Genomic DNA, 19100 nt, shown 5'->3' on the forward strand with positions numbered 1-19100 from the left:
GATGACTCCTTAGAATTGCCCCAGACTTGTAGAACGGGGAGTAAACGTGACTCCAAATCCAATTGTTTGATAGTTGCTGTCGAGAACGTTTTGTGTGACCGGCGTCACGAGATTGGTGTTGAATGACTGGCTTGCTGCCGTATAGCTTGCATAGCCAGAAAAATGAGTACTGAACCGGCGGGTAAGCTGAGCCCCGCCATAGGTTGTGTCATAGGTTTCATTGGTCGAGGGTGGGGAGGAACCGGTGGAGTATTGCGTCAGGCCGGAGCTTCGAGAGTAAGAGGCAGTTAAACCAAGCACCCAGTCTCGTCCAAAGTTACGGCCGGCAGAACCTGAGAATGTGTTGGAGATGGCGCCTGGCAGGACTCCGGACCCACCGTTCGCTCCCCGCGCATAGTTCGCGCCGGCGTGCCAGTTCTGATAACTATAAGAGAGTCCCGCTGTGATAGATACATTGGTCGAGCCCGGAATAAGGGCACTGTCAGAGCTCGAAATCCACTGCGGACCGACCGAGACGTTAAAGCTAAGCGTTCGACTCAACACCCGTTGATAAGAAACATTGAGACCACGAGTTTGAAAGTCAGGTTGATTGACGCCTGTACTCGTGCTGCCGTAGGAAAACGTCGAGTAGACGCCGGAGACGCTGGCGGAGCTTCGCGCATCGATTCGATGATTCAGAGAGACAACGCCAGAGACTTGGCTCGTATCAAGCCCTTCTTCGTCGCTGCCTAAATAATGAAGGTCTGACCAGGTACCGCTGCCGCTGATCGAATTATTGTGGTTGAGCTGCCGCTCGACACTGCCGCTCAGGCTGTTACCGATACGATCGCCCGCAGTCGTCAGAATTGTCCCGATTGGTCCTGAGCCAGGACCCGAAATGGGAATCGATCCGAGGTCGCCTACTCCAGGGATTCCGGATAGACCCGTCGTGGGCGATTGTGGCAGATAGCTAAAGGAGTCCGAGATATTGAAGATCCAGTGGCGGGTTTCATATCCTTGAGACACCGCTAAGTTCACGAAGCCGTTAGTTCCCTGCCCCCCCTGGTTGCCAAAGATAACACCGCTTGCGACGAGCAGGCTGAAAGGTCGCACCGTGCTGCGGGAGGTGTAAGCGGCATTGCCGGTAAGATTGGTCGAGTACGATGTCTCCCCAGCCCCGTAGTATCCGAACTGAATCACCTCCCCGGCACTGAGAGAGTAATGAAAGAGACCATCGAGATTGGGCAGATTTGGACCCAAAGTCGAGGACATCGACGACTCTGCGGTCGGCACGGCTTGGCCCTGTGCGAAGGAAGGAACCATCGCCAGCAACAAGCCAAAGATCAGTGGTTGAATCCTCATACCTTCCTTCATGGGACGACGATTGTGTCTCCTGGAAGAAGCGAGACCCCCGCATTTTCGCCCTTGAGCGCCTGCTTGTAGTTGAACGGCATCTTCTGCTGCTTGCCGGCAACGGTTCGAAGGATGTAGATGCGTCTCGAGTTCGCAAACTGGGTAAGACCGCCGCCGGTAACGATCGCCTGCAGCGGTGTCATTCCTGGAGTCATGACGACGGGGCCGACCTTCACGACCTCACCCACCAGAAAGATCCGCTGGCTGTTGACTCCGAGGACCACCACCGTAACCACGGGATCCTGAATGTACTTTTTGAGCCGCTGGCTGATGTCGGTCGAAAGCCCAGTCGGCGTCATTCCGGCCGCCGGGATGTCTCCCACCAGCACCATTGAGATCATTCCGTCTGGCCGCACCGGAATCGTGCCCGAGAGCGTAGGCTCCTTCCAGACAGTGATCTGCAGGGAATCTTCCGGACCGATAACATAACGCGACGCTTCCATCGGACCTGCATAGTTTGCACTCGCCGTTGCGGGAGCGTTCGGCGTGGCGGGGGCGGCCGTCTGCTGGTTCGCCGACGTAGCATTCGGTGCTGCACCTTTTGTGGCCGCAGGTTCTGGTATGCCTTGTGCTGCGAGTGACCCAGCCGCAACCGGCAGCAGCAGCAGCAACGCGCCTATGGAACAAAACCGCTTCATCGAATAGCCCTCAACCTTCCTCATGTCCAGTCGCCGTGGATTCACTCATCTATTCTGACGCATCCCCTTTGCGCGTGAGGGTAAATCGCCTTGAATCCATTTAGAAGTTCATGCCCAGGGAATACTCCCTAATACCCCGTCGCTTCAGGATCTGTGAAGACCCCGAATCTTCTACCGGCGGTACTATAGCTTCTAGCAACGCAATGGCCAAAATCTGCACCTCGTCCTTTTTCCCGCGAGAAAACCGGAAAGTATAAGTATCTGACGGGAAAACTGCCGCGCTACCCTCCTTAGTTCCCCATGGTGTGCAGATTATCAGTGCAAGTATGAAAACTTTTTCCCATAGGACGTATCCTTGCTACCACTTTTGTGTCGATAAACTCTAACCCTGTGAACAAACCTAAGTTCCAGGAAGAGGCACGTGAATTGCTTACAAGGATCAGGTGAAGTATAACGTCATACGAGCAACACCGGGGACAACTCACATCATGCCCTATGCCGTGGATCTAGCCGCGCAGGAGGCCAATCCAGAGCCCCTTACCTCCCCTTCGGGCGCTTCAGCCCGGCTGGGCTGGATCTCCTACGCCTCGATCGTCCTCCTGATCGTCGTTCTGTACTACCGCGTCGCTATCAAACTGGTATACGACTGGTTCACGCTCCCGGATTACTCTCATGGCTTCCTTGTGCCCTTTTTCGCCGCCTTTCTCATCTGGGATAAGCGCAAGGTGCTCCAGACCATCCCAATTCGCCAAAGCTGGTTTGGAGTTCCGCTGGTTGTTTTTTCCATCGCTGTTTTGATCCTTGGCGTCTATGGCGTCGAACTCTTCACTTCGCGCATGTCCTTTATTTTCTTGATGACAGGCCTGATCTGGACCTTCTTTGGATGGGCGATGGTCCGCGCCCTCCGCTTTCCTCTTCTGGTTCTTGTCCTCGCGATTCCCTTTCCCGCAATCCTCTTCAACCAGATCACCTTCCCGCTGCAGTTGCTGGCCTCGCGGATCGCCAGTGACATTCTTCCGCTGCTCGGAGTACCTACCCTCCACGAAGGCAATGTGATCGAGCTGCCGGTGATGAAGCTGGAGGTCGCCGAGGCCTGCAGCGGCATCCGCTCGTTGATGAGCCTGTTCACCCTTGCGGTCTTCTATGGCTATTTTCTGGAGCGGACCAATCGGCGCCGCATTATTCTTGCTCTTGCCAGCATTCCCATCGCGGTTGCGGCCAACGTGGCGCGTATCGTCGGTACCGGCTTGTGCGTCCAGTACTGGGATCCCGAAAAAGCGCTGGGCTTCTTCCACGAATTCTCCGGCTGGGTCATGTTCGTTATCTCTCTGGCTTGCCTCTACCTGGTTCACCGGGCCATGCAGCTGATCTCCCCCGTAAAGGCACAACCCAAATGAGATCTCCACGCTTCTGGCTTGTTCTCCTTTTACTCATCTCGACGGCCTTTATTCTGCAGAGCCGAGGCGACGCCGACCGCATCCCGGCGAGCCAGCCGCTTAGCCAGATGCCGGAGCGCTTCGGCGACTGGACTGCGCAGGATATCCCGCTCTCCGACGATACCCTTGCCGTTCTAGGTAAAGGCGACTTTCTCAATCGCGTCTACGCGAGCCAACCAACGACGGTTGGTAGCCCAGTGACAAAAGCCCCCATCACCCTCTTTATCGGCTACTTCGCCAGCCAGCGCACCGGCCAGACCATGCACTCTCCGCAGAACTGCCTGCCGGGTGCCGGTTGGACCTTCGACTCACAGCGATACACCAGCCTCAAGGACATCAACGGCAAGCAATATAAGGTTGGCGAATACGTTATCAGCAACGGAGATATTAAACAGTTTGTTATCTACTGGTATCAGGCGCACGGCCGCAGCATTCCCAACGAGTACAAAGCAAAGCTCTACATGGTCACCGACGCGATCCGCACGAACCGCACGGATGGCGCCCTGGTCCGGGTCATCACCCAGGTCCTGCCGTCAGAGTCGTTAGACAGCGCCAGGGACCGGGCCACCCTGTTCACCCAACAGATGGCACCCAATCTGCCCCGGTTCATTCCCGACTAAAGAGCCGGCAGATCAATCTTTCACATAAGTTGTATATCGCATAGCCACGCCGGGCCGCGACAGTATCAATTACAGTGCGAGAATAACAAGACCGTTAGAAGAACAGTTGAGGAAATGCGTGATGCGAACCACCCTCCCCCTGGCAACCCGTCGAATCTCAACAGTGCTTGCCGTCTCGCTGGCTCTTGGGCTCACGGCGGGCTGTCATCGCGATCCCAACAAGCAGAAGCTGCGCTATCTCGAAAGTGGCAAACGCTACGCCGACCAGGGCAAACTCAAAGAGGCGACGATCCAGTTCGCCAACGCCCTCAAAGTCGACCGTAACTACGCCGACGCTCACTACCAGCTCTCAAAGGTCTTTCTCAAGCAGGGTTCGGTCATGCCCGCGTACAGCGAGCTGATGCGCACGGTGGATCTGCAGCCGGGCAACCTGCAAGCGCGTATAGATCTGGGCAACATACTGCTCGCCGGCAAACAGATCGACCGGGCTTCCGCACAGGCCACCGCGGTCCTCGCCATCGATAACAATAACGCCGACGCCCATGCTCTTCTTTCCAGCATCGCCGCGGCCAAAGGGGATCGCATCGAGGCGCTGGCGCAAATTCAGCAGGCTCTGGCCGCAGACCCAAATCGCGCAGCATTCCATGCCTCCCTCGGTCTATTGCAAAGCAACGATCCCACCACGGCTGCCGCCGGGGAAGACCAGCTCCGCAAAGCCGTTTCCCTCGACGGGAAGAACGTAACCGCGCGTGTCGTCCTGGCGTCGCTTCTACAAAAGAAGGGGGATCTCCAGGGCGCCGAGGATCAGATGAAGGCAGCCATTGCTGCCGATCCGAAGAGCGTAATGGCGCGCGCCAGCCTCGCGGATCTTTACCTGCGGCAAAAGGACACGGCCAAGGCTGAGCAGACTCTTCACCAGGCATCGGAGGATCTCTCTGACTCTGAGAGCGGTGCAGGAATGCTGGCTACTTACTACATCCGCACCAACCAGCTTGCCGCGGGGGAGACCGCCTATGCAGACCTCGTCTCGAAACATCCGAAGAGTGCGCCACTCAAGATCGCTTATCTGCGACTTTTGATTCTGAACAAAGACCTTCCCAAGGCGAGGACGGTCGGCGCGGAATTATCTAAAACCGACAGCAATATTCCTGAGGTTGCGGTTCTCAACGGTATGCTTCTGTTGAACGATGGCAAGTCGGCCGATGCCTTTGCCGCGCTGCAGAAGGCAGCCAAGGCCAACCCCGACAATCTGGTTGTCAAGCTCTGGCTCGGCCGGGCAGCCCGCGCCAAAGGCGATATGGGCGTTGCGCAGCAGAGTTTCCGAGATGCCGCCAAACTCAGCCCGGGAAGTCTGGAGGCGCAAGCCGGTCTTGCCGAAATCTCGATCGACACCCACGACTTCAGCACGCTTCATCAGGTAGCCGATACGGCCATCTCTATCAACCCACAGATCGCGGGGCCCTATATCTGGCGCGGTATCGCCGAAGGCAGCCAGAAGGAGTTCGACAAAGCAGACGCGGACTTCCATCAGGCCATCAAGCTGGATCCAAAGAACTCCACTGGCTATCTGGAGCTTGCGCAGCTGCGCCTCTTCCAGCAGAAGATCCCTGAAGCCAAGACCCTGCTCGAACAGACACTCGAGCTGAATCCCAACTCCTCCCGCGCTCTGCGACTGCTGGCTTCTGCTCTCGTGTTTGAAAAGCAGCCAGCGAAGGCACTCAGCCGAGTGCAGGACCAAATCGCCAAGTCACAGCAAAACGGCGACATGTACAACCTTTTGGCAGAGCTGCAGCTGAGCACAGGCGATGCGAAAGACGCGCTTGCCTCGTCAGAGAAAGCGTTACAGCTGAACCCGAACGACAACGCGGCGGTCGTCACCTACACCCGGGCTGAAGTCACCGCTGGCGATCCCGCCAAGGCCGTGGCCAAGTGGCAGCAATGGACCACCGACCATCCCACCGATGCTCAGGGCTTCACTATGCTGGGGACCATGCAGGAGTCGCAGGGCGATCGCAACGGAGCCATGGCCAGCTACAAAAAGGCGCTTGCCGTCCAGCCCGAGCAGCCCATTGCCGCCAACAATCTTGCCTACCTGATGGTGGACACTGGACAGAACCTCGACGTTGCTCTCTCTCTGGCCCAGATTGCGCGGCGCGCCATGCCCTCATCTCCAAACACAGCGGATACCCTGGCCTGGATCTACTATCAGAAGGGTAACTTTGCTTCCGCGCGGGATCTTCTCGAGGATGCCCTCAAGGCGGCTCCCAACAGCGCTTCCATCCACTATCACCTCGGGATGACCTACACCAAGCTGTCCAACACCGCCGATGCCATGACTCATCTGAAGAAGGCGGCGGCGTTGGCTCCGAACACGCAGACCGCGAAGGATGCCGACAAAGAACTCGCGCTGTTAGGCTAAACGCTTCTTTCGAGCTCCCGATACTGCCATCGGCTCCGATACGGCTCCGGAGGATTACTCTCCCTGCAGCAAGCTATCGTAGACGCTGGTGATCTGGCTCATCATGGCCTCGGTCGTGAACTTCTCTGCAGCCAGTCTCTTTCCCTCTATTCCCATCTGCTTTGCCTTCGCGTTATCGGAGAGCAGGCTGATGATCGCAGCCGCCAGAGCAGCAGAATCCTCCGGCGGCACAATAATTCCACTCACACCATCCTGTACCGCCTCCGCATTGCCGCCAACATTGGTGGCGACTACAGGAAGGGACGCAGCCATTGCCTCGACAATCGCATTCGAAAAGCCTTCACTCCGTGATGGCAACACGAAGACCTCGGCGGTGGAGAGATAGTCTTGCAGATTGGTCACGCCTCCAACGAAGTGGAAGCGGTCGGACAGCTTTAGTTCGCTGACCAGTTTCTGCAACTCCGCAAAATACTCTGGCTCCAGAACATCGCCGGCGATGCGAAACGAAGCGTCGGGAAACTTCTCTGCGATAGAGGCGGCGGCGCGGATGAAAACATCGTGCCCTTTTACCCGTCGAATATTACCAACCGTCGCCACGACCGATTCTCCAACTCGTCCTGCTGATCCGGCGTTCGCATTCCAATCCGCCAGATCGAGTCCGTTATAGACCGTCATCACGCGCGATGGATCGATGCCATCGACCTCAATGCAGTGCCGACGCACCTGTTCGGAGACGGCAAACACCCTATCGGGAGCGCCTGCCATCAGACGATAAGCTGCATGATGCTTGCCGGTTCGAAGGATGCCCATATCTCTTCGACTCCAGATGAGCTTAGCGCTCGACATCGCTTTGGTTACAAATCCTGCCCAAATATCGGAGCTTTCAAAGAACGTCTGAACGATCCGAATTCGCTGCTTCTTGAGGAATCTTCTGAGATCAAAGCTGCCTTGCATCGCCGTCAAATCGTACGTGCGCTGCAGAGGCAAAAGATATATAGAGCATGGCGGCGACTTCAGCCCGGCGCTTTCGGGATGGGCAGAGAACGTCAGGATCGATACGCGGTATCCATACTGCGGCAGAAGTGCTGCAAGCTTGAGTACGATCCGTTCGCCGCCCCCCAGTGTTTTGGGGAACTGATCGAGCACGAGCAGCACGTGAGGCAGTTCGGCATGCGCCGCGTCCCCGCTCGATTCCTCAAGGTGAAGCGGCCTAATCATGCTTGTTCAGAGTTTCCCAAAGCCAAGGAAGCTGTGGGCGCCGGACAGACTGACACATCACCGGTACGCCAAAAACGGGTTGGTTGGCGTGGTCACTTCGGGGATAGCCGCTTCCGTTGCGGCTTCGGTCTCGGTCAGCTGAAGCGCTCGAATCGAGATTGCCACAAGGACCCAAAGCAAGCCTGTAATCTCGAGATAAGTCCATCGATCGCCAAAGAGATTCGCGACGACACAGGAACACATGGCGAGAAACAATCCCAGCCCGAGCCCCCGATACAGCGGGTCCTCGGCTCGTTTAAAGAGCCGGTATCCCACGGCAAGCATCTGCTGCAGTAAAACAAGCACGAAGATCGTACCGACGATTCCTGTCTCCACCATCACTTTGACGTACCAGTTATGGGTGTCTCTCAGCCCGTCAAAGTGAGTCGACAAGGCAAAGCTGGCGAAGCCAATGCCGAAGATCGGATAGCTGATAATGGATTCCTCTGCGTCCTTCCACAAGGTAATCCGTTCCTGAGCCGAATCCTCCAACTTCCCGTTGGAGTTGTGAGTCATATCGACACGTTCGCGGACTGCAGTCGGAACAATAGCTTGCCACGTTACGAGAAAGACTGCAGCGATCACGATAAGCTTGCGGTCCTTCAATAGTCCAAGAATGACGACGCTGACGATGAGGGCCACGTACGATCCTCGGGAGAACGTGTACAGGTCGGCAAAGATCGTCAAGGCAACAAGTCCATAGAAGATCAGCTTAAGCTTCATTTTTTTGACAAACTGGGCAAAACCCCAGAAGAACACGGCGAACTGGGCGAGAAAGGCTGCCGTCTGATTCGAACCGTACCCAAGCGGCCCCACGCTTCTTTTATTCTCATCGAAGGAACCCCAGCTCCGGGACATGCTTTCCAGCAAACAACTCTTGTCGATTGCCAGGAGGGAAAACGCCGTGAGCATGATCACCATCCGCACCGCCTTCCGATCCTCGACGACCATACCAGTCGCGGCGAAGATCAACGGGATCAGAATGTAGTCTTTCCACGCCGCAAAGTTCTGGTCGTCGATCCAGATCGGCGGAGGAGCAGTGCCGAGTGCCGAACCAACCCACATCGTAAGGTAAAGATAGATACCGAACATCAGCCATAGGGGATAGAGCGGCGACTTAGGAATCGATTTCCCTTTGATCAGGGCACCAACGATGACTGCAAACACCAGAATGGTCAGCACGTTGCCGCCGAGCGGATAATCCAAAAAGTGATCCCGCATCGTGCGATAGGGCAGGAAAGGAATCATGTAATAAAGGCCCAACAAAGGGCGTCCAGTCAAAGAGACGATACACATGACCCAGAACCCGAGGTATGCGACCAACGGAATGTAATGTCCGATTCCTAGTCCCAAAGTTCACCCTTCCCGCTGACGGCAAACCTTTCCAGACAGACTCGACGCCACAGACCCGCGTTAGCCATTAGAGCCATACTTTTTTCCGCCCTGCCGCAAAGTTAAAAAAGGCAAGTGCCGCAGCCGCGTTGAGCATTACAAAGGTGCTGGCGATGCCAACGGGCTTGAATCTCTTGGCGGACGGAATCAAGGATCCGCACGCGGCTGCAACGTAGAATAGCACTTGAAGCCAGAAGATTGCGCCGTAAAAAGGCCCTCCCACGACACCGGAAGCTACCAACATCAGCGGAAGAAAGATCGGAATCAGCAGCCGCAGCAGTTTGTGACTGACAAAGCGGAAGAGAAGCGGGTTTGACGGAGAGAGCAGCCAAGGAGCCAGTTGCAGCAATTGGTAGTTCCCGGTCAAGGTACGGACCTTTCGAGAGAACTCCTTCCCCTTTTCATTAAAAAATCGGTCCCGCGCAATCGCTGCCGGTTCAAAAACAACCCGTTTCCCCTGTCGCGCTACATTCATCGGAACAAAGACATCATCCAGAATCGCACCGGGAGGAATCGCGACGTAGAGCTCCCGGCGAATCGCGTAGATCGCGCCGGTCACTCCCACCACTGACCCCGAAGCAGATTCAAGCTTCCTCACCATCTTTTCGATCTTCCAGTAGATGCCGAGCCCTTCGTGCGAATGAACTCCAGAGTTCTCAAGTAACAACTCCCCACTCACTGCACCCACAGTTGGATCGGCAAAACAGCAAGCGAGTTCCGAGATCGCGTTCAGTTCAAGAGACTGCCGCGCATCCAGAAAAACCAAAATCTCCCCCCTGGCGCGACTGACCGCAGCATTCAAAGCCCGCGCCTTGCCACCGGACTCTTCCAGAAGAATAGCGACAACAGGCGGAGACTGTTCCAGAAGAATCTCGGCGGTTCGATCCGTCGATCCATCCGAGGCAACAACTATTTCGAACTGCTCCTTTGGATAGTTCAACATACGGAGGTTTTCCAACTTCGATGGAAGATTTACCTCCTCGTTGCGCGCAGCCATGATGATAGAAACACCAGGCGTATAGTCTGCTTTCCGGATGGATTGCTTTCGAAGGTACACGCAGATCGACAGCAGAACGGCATAGCCAAAGTACGCATAGCCGGTAAGCGCGAGGCAAATCCAGAAAATAAACTTCACCGTTCAGTCCCGTTGTTGCCAACACCGCCAGTTAAAGAAAGATGAAATAGGTAACGAAAGTACTGGTTCGCGTCAGAGGAAACAATCGGCCTCCACCTGCCGAAACCTGCAATCCTCAAAATACCAGCTCCAGGTTTCACGATCCCTCGATTGACGTCATTCTACTAAACGATGCTGCCGGATCAGGATGCGACCCGAATGGCATTTTCGTTCTCTTAGTCGGCTATAGCATCACGTAATGATACTTCGACTCCAAAACGGGCCACCTACCCCTTTCAGGGGACTTCGCGTAACGATCGCAGCTGGCAAATCCAATTCTCTCGACTAAACTGATACCGAGCCCTACCGCCCGTAGTCAGACATGAGACGTAGTAAAGGACCATGATCGGGTACAGATCGGGTCGACAACGTTTCCAATAGACAGATCACCCTTGCGCGATTTCCAGTAAGTTTACTTCGAGTTCAATGTCCAGCAAAAAGCGATTCGCAATCAACGTCGTAACGAACTGGGTCGCCATGGCAGTCGGCATGGTCGTTCCCTTCTTCCTGGCTCCCTTCGTTGTCCGTCATCTCGGCGCAACGATCTACGGCATCTGGATTCTAGCTGTCTCGACAGCCGGGTATCTCAATATGCTGGACCTGGGTTTGCGGAGCGCGATTACTCGCTTTGTTTCAAAAAGCGCGACCGAGGGCGATACCCAGGCAGCGCAGAAGGCAATCGCCGCCACCCTCTGGTTTCGCGGCTTGATCGCTGCCGTGATGGTGATCATCAGTATCGCGTTGAGTGTCTGGTTTGGCGCGATATTCAAAATCCCTCATGACTTAGTGCGCCCGGCACAAATTACGGTTCTGCTCTGTGCTTTAGGAGTCGCCTCTACGTTGGTCGCGGGCGTCTACGGCGGAGTACTCCGGGCGATCAATCGCTTCGATGTTCTGAGCTCGATCACTATGACCCAGACTCTGGTAAGAGCTGTCGGAGTCATCCTTATTCTCCGCAGTGGTCACGGTCTCGTAGTCTTGGCCGTCTGGGAATTCATAATCGTTTTTTTGTCTGCGATCTCAGAGTTCGTGTTTGCGCTGAGACTGTACCCGCCGTGCCGGATTTTTGTCTTCCGGCCCGATATGAAAACCCTCAAGAGCATCTGGTCCTACAGCTTCAAGACATTCATCATCATCATCGCCGTGCACGTCATCTTTTATACGGACAACATCGTGGTCGCGGCTTTTCTCAATGTTAGCATCGTCGCCTTTTATTCCATTGCTGGAAGTCTGGCAATGTATTCGGGGCAGATATCCACTGCGATGGGGACCACCTTTATCCCCATCGCAAGCGGTCTCGATGCAAGCGGCAACTCGGATAGCCTGAAGAAACTACTGACTCGTGGAACCCAGGCCATGCTTGGACTCATGATGCCCATCGGGCTCACCTTGGCCTTGCGTGGTAAAACATTTATCGGCCTTTGGATGGGACCGCAATTCAGCGAGATCTCTGGCACAATTCTTCAGATCCTGATGATCAGCCAGTTCTTCACCATCGGCAACTCGACCGCGTCGCAGATAGCATTCGGAGTCGATAAACACAGGTTAGTCGCGAAGTGGTCAGCAATTGAAGCCGTCTTCAATCTAAGCCTGAGCCTTGTGCTGGTGAAAACGATCGGGCTTTATGGAGTGGCTTGGGGCACATCGATCTCGATGGCCGTCATTCACCTGATCTTCTGGCCACGATTCGTAAAGAAAGAATTCGGCGTTTCGCCTGGAACTTACCTTTGGGAAGGGTGGGGGAAGGTCGTGTTGTGTTCCATCCCATTCGCAGTTGTATCCCTGCTAGTGGACCGCCGTGTACATCCCCACTCTCTCGTGGCTTTTTTTGCTGAGGTCTTGATGACTTTGCCTATATATCTTCTTGCTGTGCTTGCCATCTTCCACAAGCAGGTGTTCAGCGCATTCAAAAGATGGCAGGCATCACGGCGCCCCGTGCTTCAGGGCACGGTCTGAAAGCGATCAGAATGGGGGACTGCATGGCACCCGTCGCTCTAGAATTTGCATCCTCTGATCGAACAGAAGGGATCGTTCTCTCCTACGGTTCGAACGTTGACCAGAATAATTTTGTGCCCGGGTGGAATGATAAAATTATCCAATCGATCGTTACAGGACTGCTACGATGGCTGGAGTGATTCGAGCTACTTTTAGTGCGCCTAAGAGCCCTCAAATGTCCAACTTCTCCGAAGATATTGCACGATATCGATCCGATGGCCTAAGCGGAAGACGTCTTTGGGTGAACCCGGCGGTCTGGGCAGTCGCAACCTATCGATTGGGTCATTGGTTATACTCTGCGAAGCCTTTTATCCTGATTCGCCTTCCCTTGAAGGCCGTGTACTTTTTCGCTTCTATGTTCTGCGAAGTAGTCATGGAAATGTCGATTGATCCGCACGCGATAATTGGTGGCGGCCTATACATCGGCCACATCGGCGGCGTTCACATCAACCCACAGGCGATCATTGGAAGTAACTGCAACATCGGCCATCGCGTGACTATCGGCGCCTCTGCGATGGGTCGCAAGGGTGCACCTATCCTCGGCGACGGTGTTTTCGTTGGTACAGGCGCAACGGTAATCGGAAAGATCAAGATAGGCAATGGCGTCAAGATTGCCGCCAATACGCTCGTCATGAGCAATATCCCCGATGGGGCGACAGTCATGGGCGTACCCGGTCGCATCGTCATGCGAGCCCCTAAGGCTGTCGAATCCCCTGCCCTGCCAGTAGCGGAGACGATAGATGCTAAATGATAGCGATCGGCAGAATCTCCGCAACCGTATCAAACAGGCCACGGCCGTGGAAGATGCGGGAACCGCTGTCACTCACGTACGAAGTCTTCTTGCTTGCTCTAACAAGCCGGCGGATGTTATGTTCTGCGCCTCAGCGCTTACGGGGATAGCCGAAGCCCTCACCAGCCAGCTGCGTGCCAAACGGCTTAAGACTTACATCGTCCGTTCCGTCACAATCGAACCGATCATTCCCTTTCTGAAGACCGAAGCGGTGCTTTCGAACTACGTGCTCGACCTCGACGTGGGCGGCTACGGGTCTTACGTTGATGAACTGCTCAATCCGCAGAGCGCCCTCGCCAAGTTCAACCCCGACCTCGTCTTCGTTCTTCTCGATCTCGAAGACATCGCTGGCCGGCTTCCAGCCCTGTGCGCGGATGGCATCGGAGACGCGGTCGAAGCGGAGATCGAAGAATCCGTTGCTCGCATAACAAACTTGCTAAGAAGCTTCCGCTCCATCAACTCCGGTCGAATTCTCTTCCAGGGTTGTGTCGTCCCGGACCACAGCTCGCTCGGCGATGTTGGTGAAGCAAATCTCCCCCACAGCCTGACCAAAGCCGTCTACCAGTTAAACCAGAGACTCGCTGCGGTCTGTCGCACCATCTCCGACTGCGTCTTCTTCGATGTCGATCATCTTGCTGCACGTCACGGCCGCTCTAACTGGCGCGACGCGCGAATGTTTTTGGCTTCGCGACTCCCTTTGTCCTCGGCATCCTTCGGAGCCTATGCGCGCGGCCTCGTTCGTTCGTTCTCGCCACTCTTCCGTGCTCCGCGAAAGATCCTGTGTACGGACCTCGACAACACCTTGTGGGGCGGAATCCTCGGAGAAGAAGGCCCCGAAGTAATCGCCACGGGAACAGCCTTCCCGGGCAACTGCTATCTCGAGTATCAGCGCTATCTCAAACAGCTATCGTCTCGAGGGATTCTGCTGGCCATCGTCTCGAAGAACAACGACGGAGATGTTCGCGAGGCTTTCCAGATCCGCGCCGCCGACCTCGGACTCACCCTCGACGACTTCGTTGCAACAAAGATAGGCTGGAATGAAAAAACTGCCTCGATTCGTGAACTTGCCGAAGAGCTCTCTCTTGGCCTTGATTCCTTTGTCTTCGTCGACGACAACCCTGTGGAGTGCGAAGCCATCCGCCAGCAGCTTCCTGAGGTAGCCGTCATCGCGGCCCCCGTAGAAGAGCCCTGGAAGCTGGTCGAGGTTCTGTCCGCACAGCCGTTCTTCGACGCAGCCTTGGTGACAGACGACGACCTCAATCGCTTGAACGATTACAAAGCGCAGGCCCAACGAGCAGAGTTAGCCAGCAGCGCAGGCAATCGCGACGAATTTCTCGCCTCCCTGAAGATCGTTTGCACCTTCCTCAGCGCTTTGGACGCGCCCCTAGCGCGTTCGGTCCAGCTCCTCGCCAAAACAAACCAATTCAATCTCACCACCCGCCGCCGCTCGGCAGCAGAGGTGGAAGAGTTCGCCTCCGCAGCAGGTGGTCAGGCAATCGCAGTTCGCGTGCGCGACCGTTTCGGTGATGCCGGCGTAGTCGGCCTCGCTCTTGCGCGCACAGAGGGGACTACTTGTTCGATCGATTCCCTGCTGTTATCGTGCCGAGTGATCGGCCGTGGCATCGAAACCGCTTTGTTGGCCCATCTCGGAGCGAACGCCACACGAGCAGGAGCCCAGAGTCTGGTGGGCGAGTTCATTCCGACCAAGAAAAACGCCCCCTGTGCCGACTTCTATCTTGACCACGGTTTTCTTCAGCAGGCAACATCATGCGACGCCTCTACTGATTCCATCTTTTATCAACTTGACCTGGCCACCGCGGCTCCCGAAAGTCCCAAGTGGCTAACACTGGAAGGAAATGAATCGAATGAGTTCTCAGCAAGTGCCGCCATCGCTTCGTGACATTCTCGCCGATGTTCTCGAAATCTCGCCCGAAGAGGTCACGCCTGAGCTTGGTGTCGGTACCATCGACACCTGGGACTCCTTTCGCCATCTGCAGGCGATCCTCGCCATCGAAGGCGAGTACAGCGTTCAGTTCGATCCCGCCCGTATCGCGGAGCTGACCACTGTCTCGCTCATCCAGGCGGAGCTAATCGCTAAGGGAGCGACACTTTGAACGTTGAGGATCTCAGAGCCAAACTTCGCCATGTGCAGGAGATTAGCGCGCACCCGTCCACTCCTTGAAGTCGTTCAAGCTCCGATCGGATACAACCTCTGTATGATTCAGCCAAGCTTCTCCAATCTGTTTGAGACAAAATCATTGCTCGTTGAATCGAGACGAACCCGGTGACCCAGCCGCCAGACAGACTCTACCTTCTCTATCACGAACTACGGCCCAGCCGGAGCGATTACTCTTACGTCGTCGAAACCGATCAGTTCGAGAAACACATCGATCTTTTCTTCAAGTTAAGAAAAGTCGAGAAAGCACCTGGTTTCTATCCGGAGATCACCTTCGACGACGGACACATCTCAAACTTCGAGTACGCACTGCCGATCCTGCAATCGCGTGCCCTGAAGGCATGGTTCTTCATCACCACAGGCTGGACAGGCCAAAAACCTGGCTACATGGGCTGGCCAGAGTTGCGCGCACTGCATGAAGATGGCCAACAAATCGGAGCACATGGATGGTCTCACACCCTGCTCACTCATTGCGATCAGTCACAGTTGCAAAAAGAACTGCTCGAAGCTCGACTCACCCTCGAAGACAAGCTGGGAACTTCAATCACCACGATGTCTCTGCCCGGTGGCCGTTCGAACCAACGAGTCCTCTCTGCCTGTCGACAAGCCGGTTATACCCAGGTCTTCACGTCGGTCCCGAAAGCAGAGCCCCAACCTGCACGATCCACCGTGGGCAGGCTCAACGTTCGTGGCGACATGACGCTGGAGTGGATCGCGAAGCTATTCCAACCCGAGAGCGGCGTTCTGTCCGGTCTCCAACGGCAACATCAGATCAAAGCCACCGCAAAAACTCTACTTGGCGACCACCTTTACGAAAAACTCTGGGCTCTTCTCAACCGACAGGAGCCGTCTACCGACGTGAGAGACGCTGCAAACTATGAAGATCCTGCACATCATCAGTAGCGGCGGAATGTACGGCGCAGAGGCCGTAATCCTGAACATGTCGCGCAGTCTGAATGAAAGCTCGCACGCAAGCATCCTCGGCGTTTTTTCGAACTCCGCCAATCCGAATCTACAGCTTCACGTAGTTGCGACCGCACAAGGCGTCGAATCGCATCTGATCTCTTGCGCCGGACAGATCGACCGCACCGTATCCTCGAGCATTCGAGAGCTTGCTGTTCGCACCGATGCGGATATCGTCCACGCCCACGGCTATAAAGCCGACCTTTACTGCTACTTCGCCTTGCGCAGATCAAGTATTCCACTCGTCTCGACCTGCCATACCTGGTACGACAACGATCTCATGCTCTCTTTCTACGGAATGGTCGATCGAATGGTGCTGCGAAGCTACGCGGCAGTAGTCGCAGTCTCGGAGGAGGTAAGAAAACGGCTCTTGAAGGCTGGCGTTCGCGAAGAGAAGATCCACATCGTTCGGAACGGCATTGACTTGCGTCCTTTTGACGATGCCGCTCCGGCGTTGCGCAACATCTCATCCCAAGATCATTCCGCTATCGTCGGACTCATCGGCAGGTTAGCCACGGAAAAGGGAGTCGACATCTTTCTTCGAGCTGCCGCGCAGGTCCTGATAAAACTCCCAGCCACGAAGTTCGTCGTAGTCGGCGACGGACCGGATCGCGAACAACTTGAGTTACTTATTGATGAGCTGAAGATTCGCGAGAATGTTTTAATGCTCGGACGCCGCGATGATATGCCTTCCATCTATGCCTCGCTCGACATCATGGTCTCCGCCTCTCGCCAAGAAGGTCTGCCCATTGCGATCCTCGAGGGCATGGCAAGCAGCCTGCCCATAGTTGCAACCGCAGTAGGCGCGGTGCCAACCATCGTTCTCAATGGCCGTACGGGAGTTCTCGTTTCTGCGGAAGACGCCGAGACGCTAGCATCCGAGATCGTAAAACTACTCACTAATTCCACGCAGCGACAGCAGTTCGGAGCAGCAGCAAAAAAACTCATTGAAGCGGAGTTCTCCGCCGAGCGAATGACAGCGGACTATCTCCACATCTACGAACAAGCAATCATGACGAAGAAGCAACACGCAGCCACCGGCTCAATCTCCTCCGCCGTCTCACAAGGAAAGACCAAGTGAGCGAAGATAAGCAGAGACCAACCGTCTTCATGATGGATCTCTTGGCCACCGTGCCCTACTATACGGCGTATCTCTCACAGGCGCTGCTGAAGAAGCGAGTCAACCTAACCGTCGGTTCCATCTCCTACTATCTCGACCCAGGTTGTTTCTCAAATCGAGGTATCAAGCTCGATTCGGGATTTATAAACGTCGTCGGCAACTTCCAAATGCCACGGCTCCCGCGCAGAGTCCTGAAGCTCCTGGAATCTCTCCTCAATCTCGCTGCGCTGTCATTGCGCTTCCTCGTCTCCCCACCCGACATCGTTCACGTGCAGTTTCTTCCGATGGTGGCCGGGCCCCTGCCGCTCGATCTATGGTTCGTCCGCCTCTGCCAGCGACGCGGCTCGAAGATCGTGCTAACCGTTCACGATCTACTCCCCCACAACACGGGCGAGAGCCACAGGCAAACCTTCCTCGATCTGTATCAAATGGTCGACCGCATCATCTGTCACTCCGAAAGCATTCGAGAGAGACTCGCGATTGAGTTCGCAGCGAAGGAAGAAAAGGTCACGGTCATTCCTCACGGCCCATTCTTTTACGACCTTGCTGCAACCGCCGAACAAACCCTGCAAAGCTTCGAGCTCGATCCGCGAACATTGCTCGTGCTATGGCAGGGCATCCTCTCCCCCTACAAAGGAATCGATCTTCTGCTCGAGGCCTGGCAGAGCGTGGAAACATCCGTTGAAGACGCTCGACTGCTGATTGTAGGCACAGGACCGGCAGAGCTGATCGGCCAGATTCGCGAGCAGATTCGCAACCTGAAGCTGCAACGTGTCCAGCTTCACCCACGCTTCATCTCCACGGAAGAGCTCGTAGCTCTCTACCGAGCGGCAGACATCGTGGTCTATCCCTATCGCGCGATTACAACCAGCGGTGCGCTCGCGACTGGACTGGCGTTGGGCAAAACCATCATCGCCAGCGACCTCCCTGTCTTTCGTGAGTTACTCACAGATCGCGAGACTGCATTTTTTTTTGATCCCCAAAAACCAGCCGAGCTGGCCGACGCGATCACTCAGCTTCTGGGCGATGCGCTTCTAAGAGAACGACTTGCAGAAAATGTGCGAAAGATGAACTTTGGCGAGGAGTCCTGGCTTTCCATCGCGGACAAAACAATTGACTGTTACAAATTCGTCCAGCCTCCTGAGCTATGGTATAAAAAATGAGTAATTCCCTTTTTGAAGCGTTCGTCGTTGTAAGTCGTCGCTCTTTCTCTCTGCCGGTTCTGATGAGTTAGGAGATCGCTCTCTCAAGAGCAATCTTTCTCAGGCGGGCAAGACCAATTCGATATAGAGCGACTCAATTCGTATCCTCTCTGTTCCCTACTAGCAAGCATCGCGATGGACCTGCTTCGTTGGCTCCAAGACACGCCACGAACCTCATGACGTATGCCTCGTCGAGCCTCAAACGTCTGTGCAACGAATGTGGGATAGCAGTACCGGCCTGATATATTCTTTACTGACTTGGTAGGTTACTTTGGTAATTAATTCTTAGTCCCCCCAAGCTCTGCCTTTTTGTGTCATTTGCGAACTCACTGCATGCAAACCAAGCTGGACATGCAGATGAGGAACTTTGCCTCGCGATAGACGAAGTGGGCCCCGGTTTCCGTTAGAGGGTAACTGTAGTAACCATTTCAAAACAAAATATTCATCCGGATGTCCAGGCCCCGATTTACTTTCGGCTCTGGGCAGCACGATTTGACTAACCAATTCCTCTTTGTACGGAGCTTAT

At 55.2% G+C, this 19100-nt stretch carries 15 protein-coding genes; 10 read left to right on the forward strand and 5 right to left on the reverse strand.

Annotated features, from left to right (window positions below; all coding sequences use genetic code 11):
* Positions 1-9: 9 nt before the first annotated feature.
* Both RBB75_RS03750 and RBB75_RS03755 read right to left on the reverse strand, forming a co-directional pair.
* Positions 10-1341: a hypothetical protein gene (locus RBB75_RS03750; protein WP_179639388.1), complete on the reverse strand. Its 1332-nt coding sequence runs from the start codon at positions 1339-1341 to the stop codon at positions 10-12.
* Positions 1342-1349: 8 nt separating this feature from the next.
* Positions 1350-2054 carry a polysaccharide biosynthesis/export family protein gene (locus RBB75_RS03755; RefSeq protein ID WP_257031158.1) on the reverse strand — a complete coding sequence of 235 codons (705 nt, stop codon included), beginning with the start codon at positions 2052-2054 and terminating at the stop codon, positions 1350-1352.
* A gap of 464 nt (positions 2055-2518) precedes the next feature.
* On the opposite strand from RBB75_RS03755, the gene RBB75_RS03760 reads away from it, so the two are divergent.
* The 3 genes from RBB75_RS03760 to RBB75_RS03770 all read left to right on the forward strand — a co-directional run bounded on the left by RBB75_RS03760 (position 2519) and on the right by RBB75_RS03770 (position 6505).
* Positions 2519-3427 carry an exosortase/archaeosortase family protein gene (locus RBB75_RS03760; protein ID WP_179639389.1) on the forward strand — a complete coding sequence of 303 codons (909 nt, stop codon included), beginning with the start codon at positions 2519-2521 and terminating at the stop codon, positions 3425-3427.
* On the forward strand, positions 3424-4086 hold the full coding sequence (locus RBB75_RS03765; RefSeq protein ID WP_353069579.1) for an exosortase C-terminal domain/associated protein EpsI: 663 nt from the start codon (positions 3424-3426) through the stop codon (positions 4084-4086). Before RBB75_RS03760 ends, RBB75_RS03765 begins: the two co-directional genes overlap by 4 nt.
* Positions 4087-4207: 121 nt before the next feature.
* Positions 4208-6505: a tetratricopeptide repeat protein gene (locus RBB75_RS03770; RefSeq protein ID WP_179639391.1), complete on the forward strand. Its 2298-nt coding sequence runs from the start codon at positions 4208-4210 to the stop codon at positions 6503-6505.
* 54 nt (positions 6506-6559) lie between these two features.
* Here RBB75_RS03770 and RBB75_RS03775 read toward each other — a convergent pair whose 3' ends face one another.
* The 3 genes from RBB75_RS03775 to RBB75_RS03785 all read right to left on the reverse strand — a co-directional run bounded on the left by RBB75_RS03775 (position 6560) and on the right by RBB75_RS03785 (position 10289).
* On the reverse strand, positions 6560-7723 hold the full coding sequence (locus RBB75_RS03775) for a glycosyltransferase family 4 protein (RefSeq protein ID WP_179639392.1): 1164 nt from the start codon (positions 7721-7723) through the stop codon (positions 6560-6562).
* Between the two features lie 57 nt (positions 7724-7780).
* Positions 7781-9010: an O-antigen ligase family protein gene (locus RBB75_RS03780; protein WP_353069581.1), complete on the reverse strand. Its 1230-nt coding sequence runs from the start codon at positions 9008-9010 to the stop codon at positions 7781-7783.
* A 172-nt stretch (positions 9011-9182) separates the two neighbouring features.
* The gene (locus RBB75_RS03785; RefSeq protein ID WP_179639394.1) at positions 9183-10289 is read right to left on the reverse strand and encodes a glycosyltransferase family 2 protein; all 1107 of its coding nucleotides are present in this window, start codon (positions 10287-10289) and stop codon (positions 9183-9185) included.
* A 465-nt stretch (positions 10290-10754) separates the two neighbouring features.
* On the opposite strand from RBB75_RS03785, the gene RBB75_RS03790 reads away from it, so the two are divergent.
* The 7 genes from RBB75_RS03790 (at position 10755) to RBB75_RS03820 (ending at position 18535) form a co-directional block, all read left to right on the forward strand.
* The gene (locus RBB75_RS03790) at positions 10755-12284 is read left to right on the forward strand and encodes a lipopolysaccharide biosynthesis protein (RefSeq protein WP_179639395.1); all 1530 of its coding nucleotides are present in this window, start codon (positions 10755-10757) and stop codon (positions 12282-12284) included.
* A 418-nt stretch (positions 12285-12702) separates the two neighbouring features.
* Positions 12703-13074: a serine O-acetyltransferase gene (locus RBB75_RS03795; RefSeq protein WP_179639396.1), complete on the forward strand. Its 372-nt coding sequence runs from the start codon at positions 12703-12705 to the stop codon at positions 13072-13074.
* Entirely contained in the window at positions 13064-15013 is a 1950-nt protein-coding gene (locus RBB75_RS03800) for an HAD-IIIC family phosphatase (protein WP_353069582.1), read from the forward strand. The genes RBB75_RS03795 and RBB75_RS03800 overlap by 11 nt, the downstream gene beginning before the upstream one ends.
* On the forward strand, positions 14979-15227 hold the full coding sequence (locus tag RBB75_RS03805; RefSeq protein WP_179639398.1) for an acyl carrier protein: 249 nt from the start codon (positions 14979-14981) through the stop codon (positions 15225-15227). Before RBB75_RS03800 ends, RBB75_RS03805 begins: the two co-directional genes overlap by 35 nt.
* Positions 15228-15397: 170 nt before the next feature.
* On the forward strand, positions 15398-16192 hold the full coding sequence (locus RBB75_RS03810; protein ID WP_179639399.1) for a polysaccharide deacetylase family protein: 795 nt from the start codon (positions 15398-15400) through the stop codon (positions 16190-16192).
* Positions 16167-17333 carry a GT4 family glycosyltransferase PelF gene (gene pelF / locus RBB75_RS03815; RefSeq protein ID WP_179639400.1) on the forward strand — a complete coding sequence of 389 codons (1167 nt, stop codon included), beginning with the start codon at positions 16167-16169 and terminating at the stop codon, positions 17331-17333. Before RBB75_RS03810 ends, pelF begins: the two co-directional genes overlap by 26 nt.
* The gene (locus tag RBB75_RS03820; protein WP_179639401.1) at positions 17330-18535 is read left to right on the forward strand and encodes a glycosyltransferase family 4 protein; all 1206 of its coding nucleotides are present in this window, start codon (positions 17330-17332) and stop codon (positions 18533-18535) included. The genes pelF and RBB75_RS03820 overlap by 4 nt, the downstream gene beginning before the upstream one ends.
* The last annotated feature ends 565 nt before the right edge of the window (positions 18536-19100 follow it).

This window comes from Tunturibacter empetritectus (assembly GCF_040358985.1).
Lineage (GTDB): Bacteria > Acidobacteriota > Terriglobia > Terriglobales > Acidobacteriaceae > Edaphobacter > Edaphobacter empetritectus.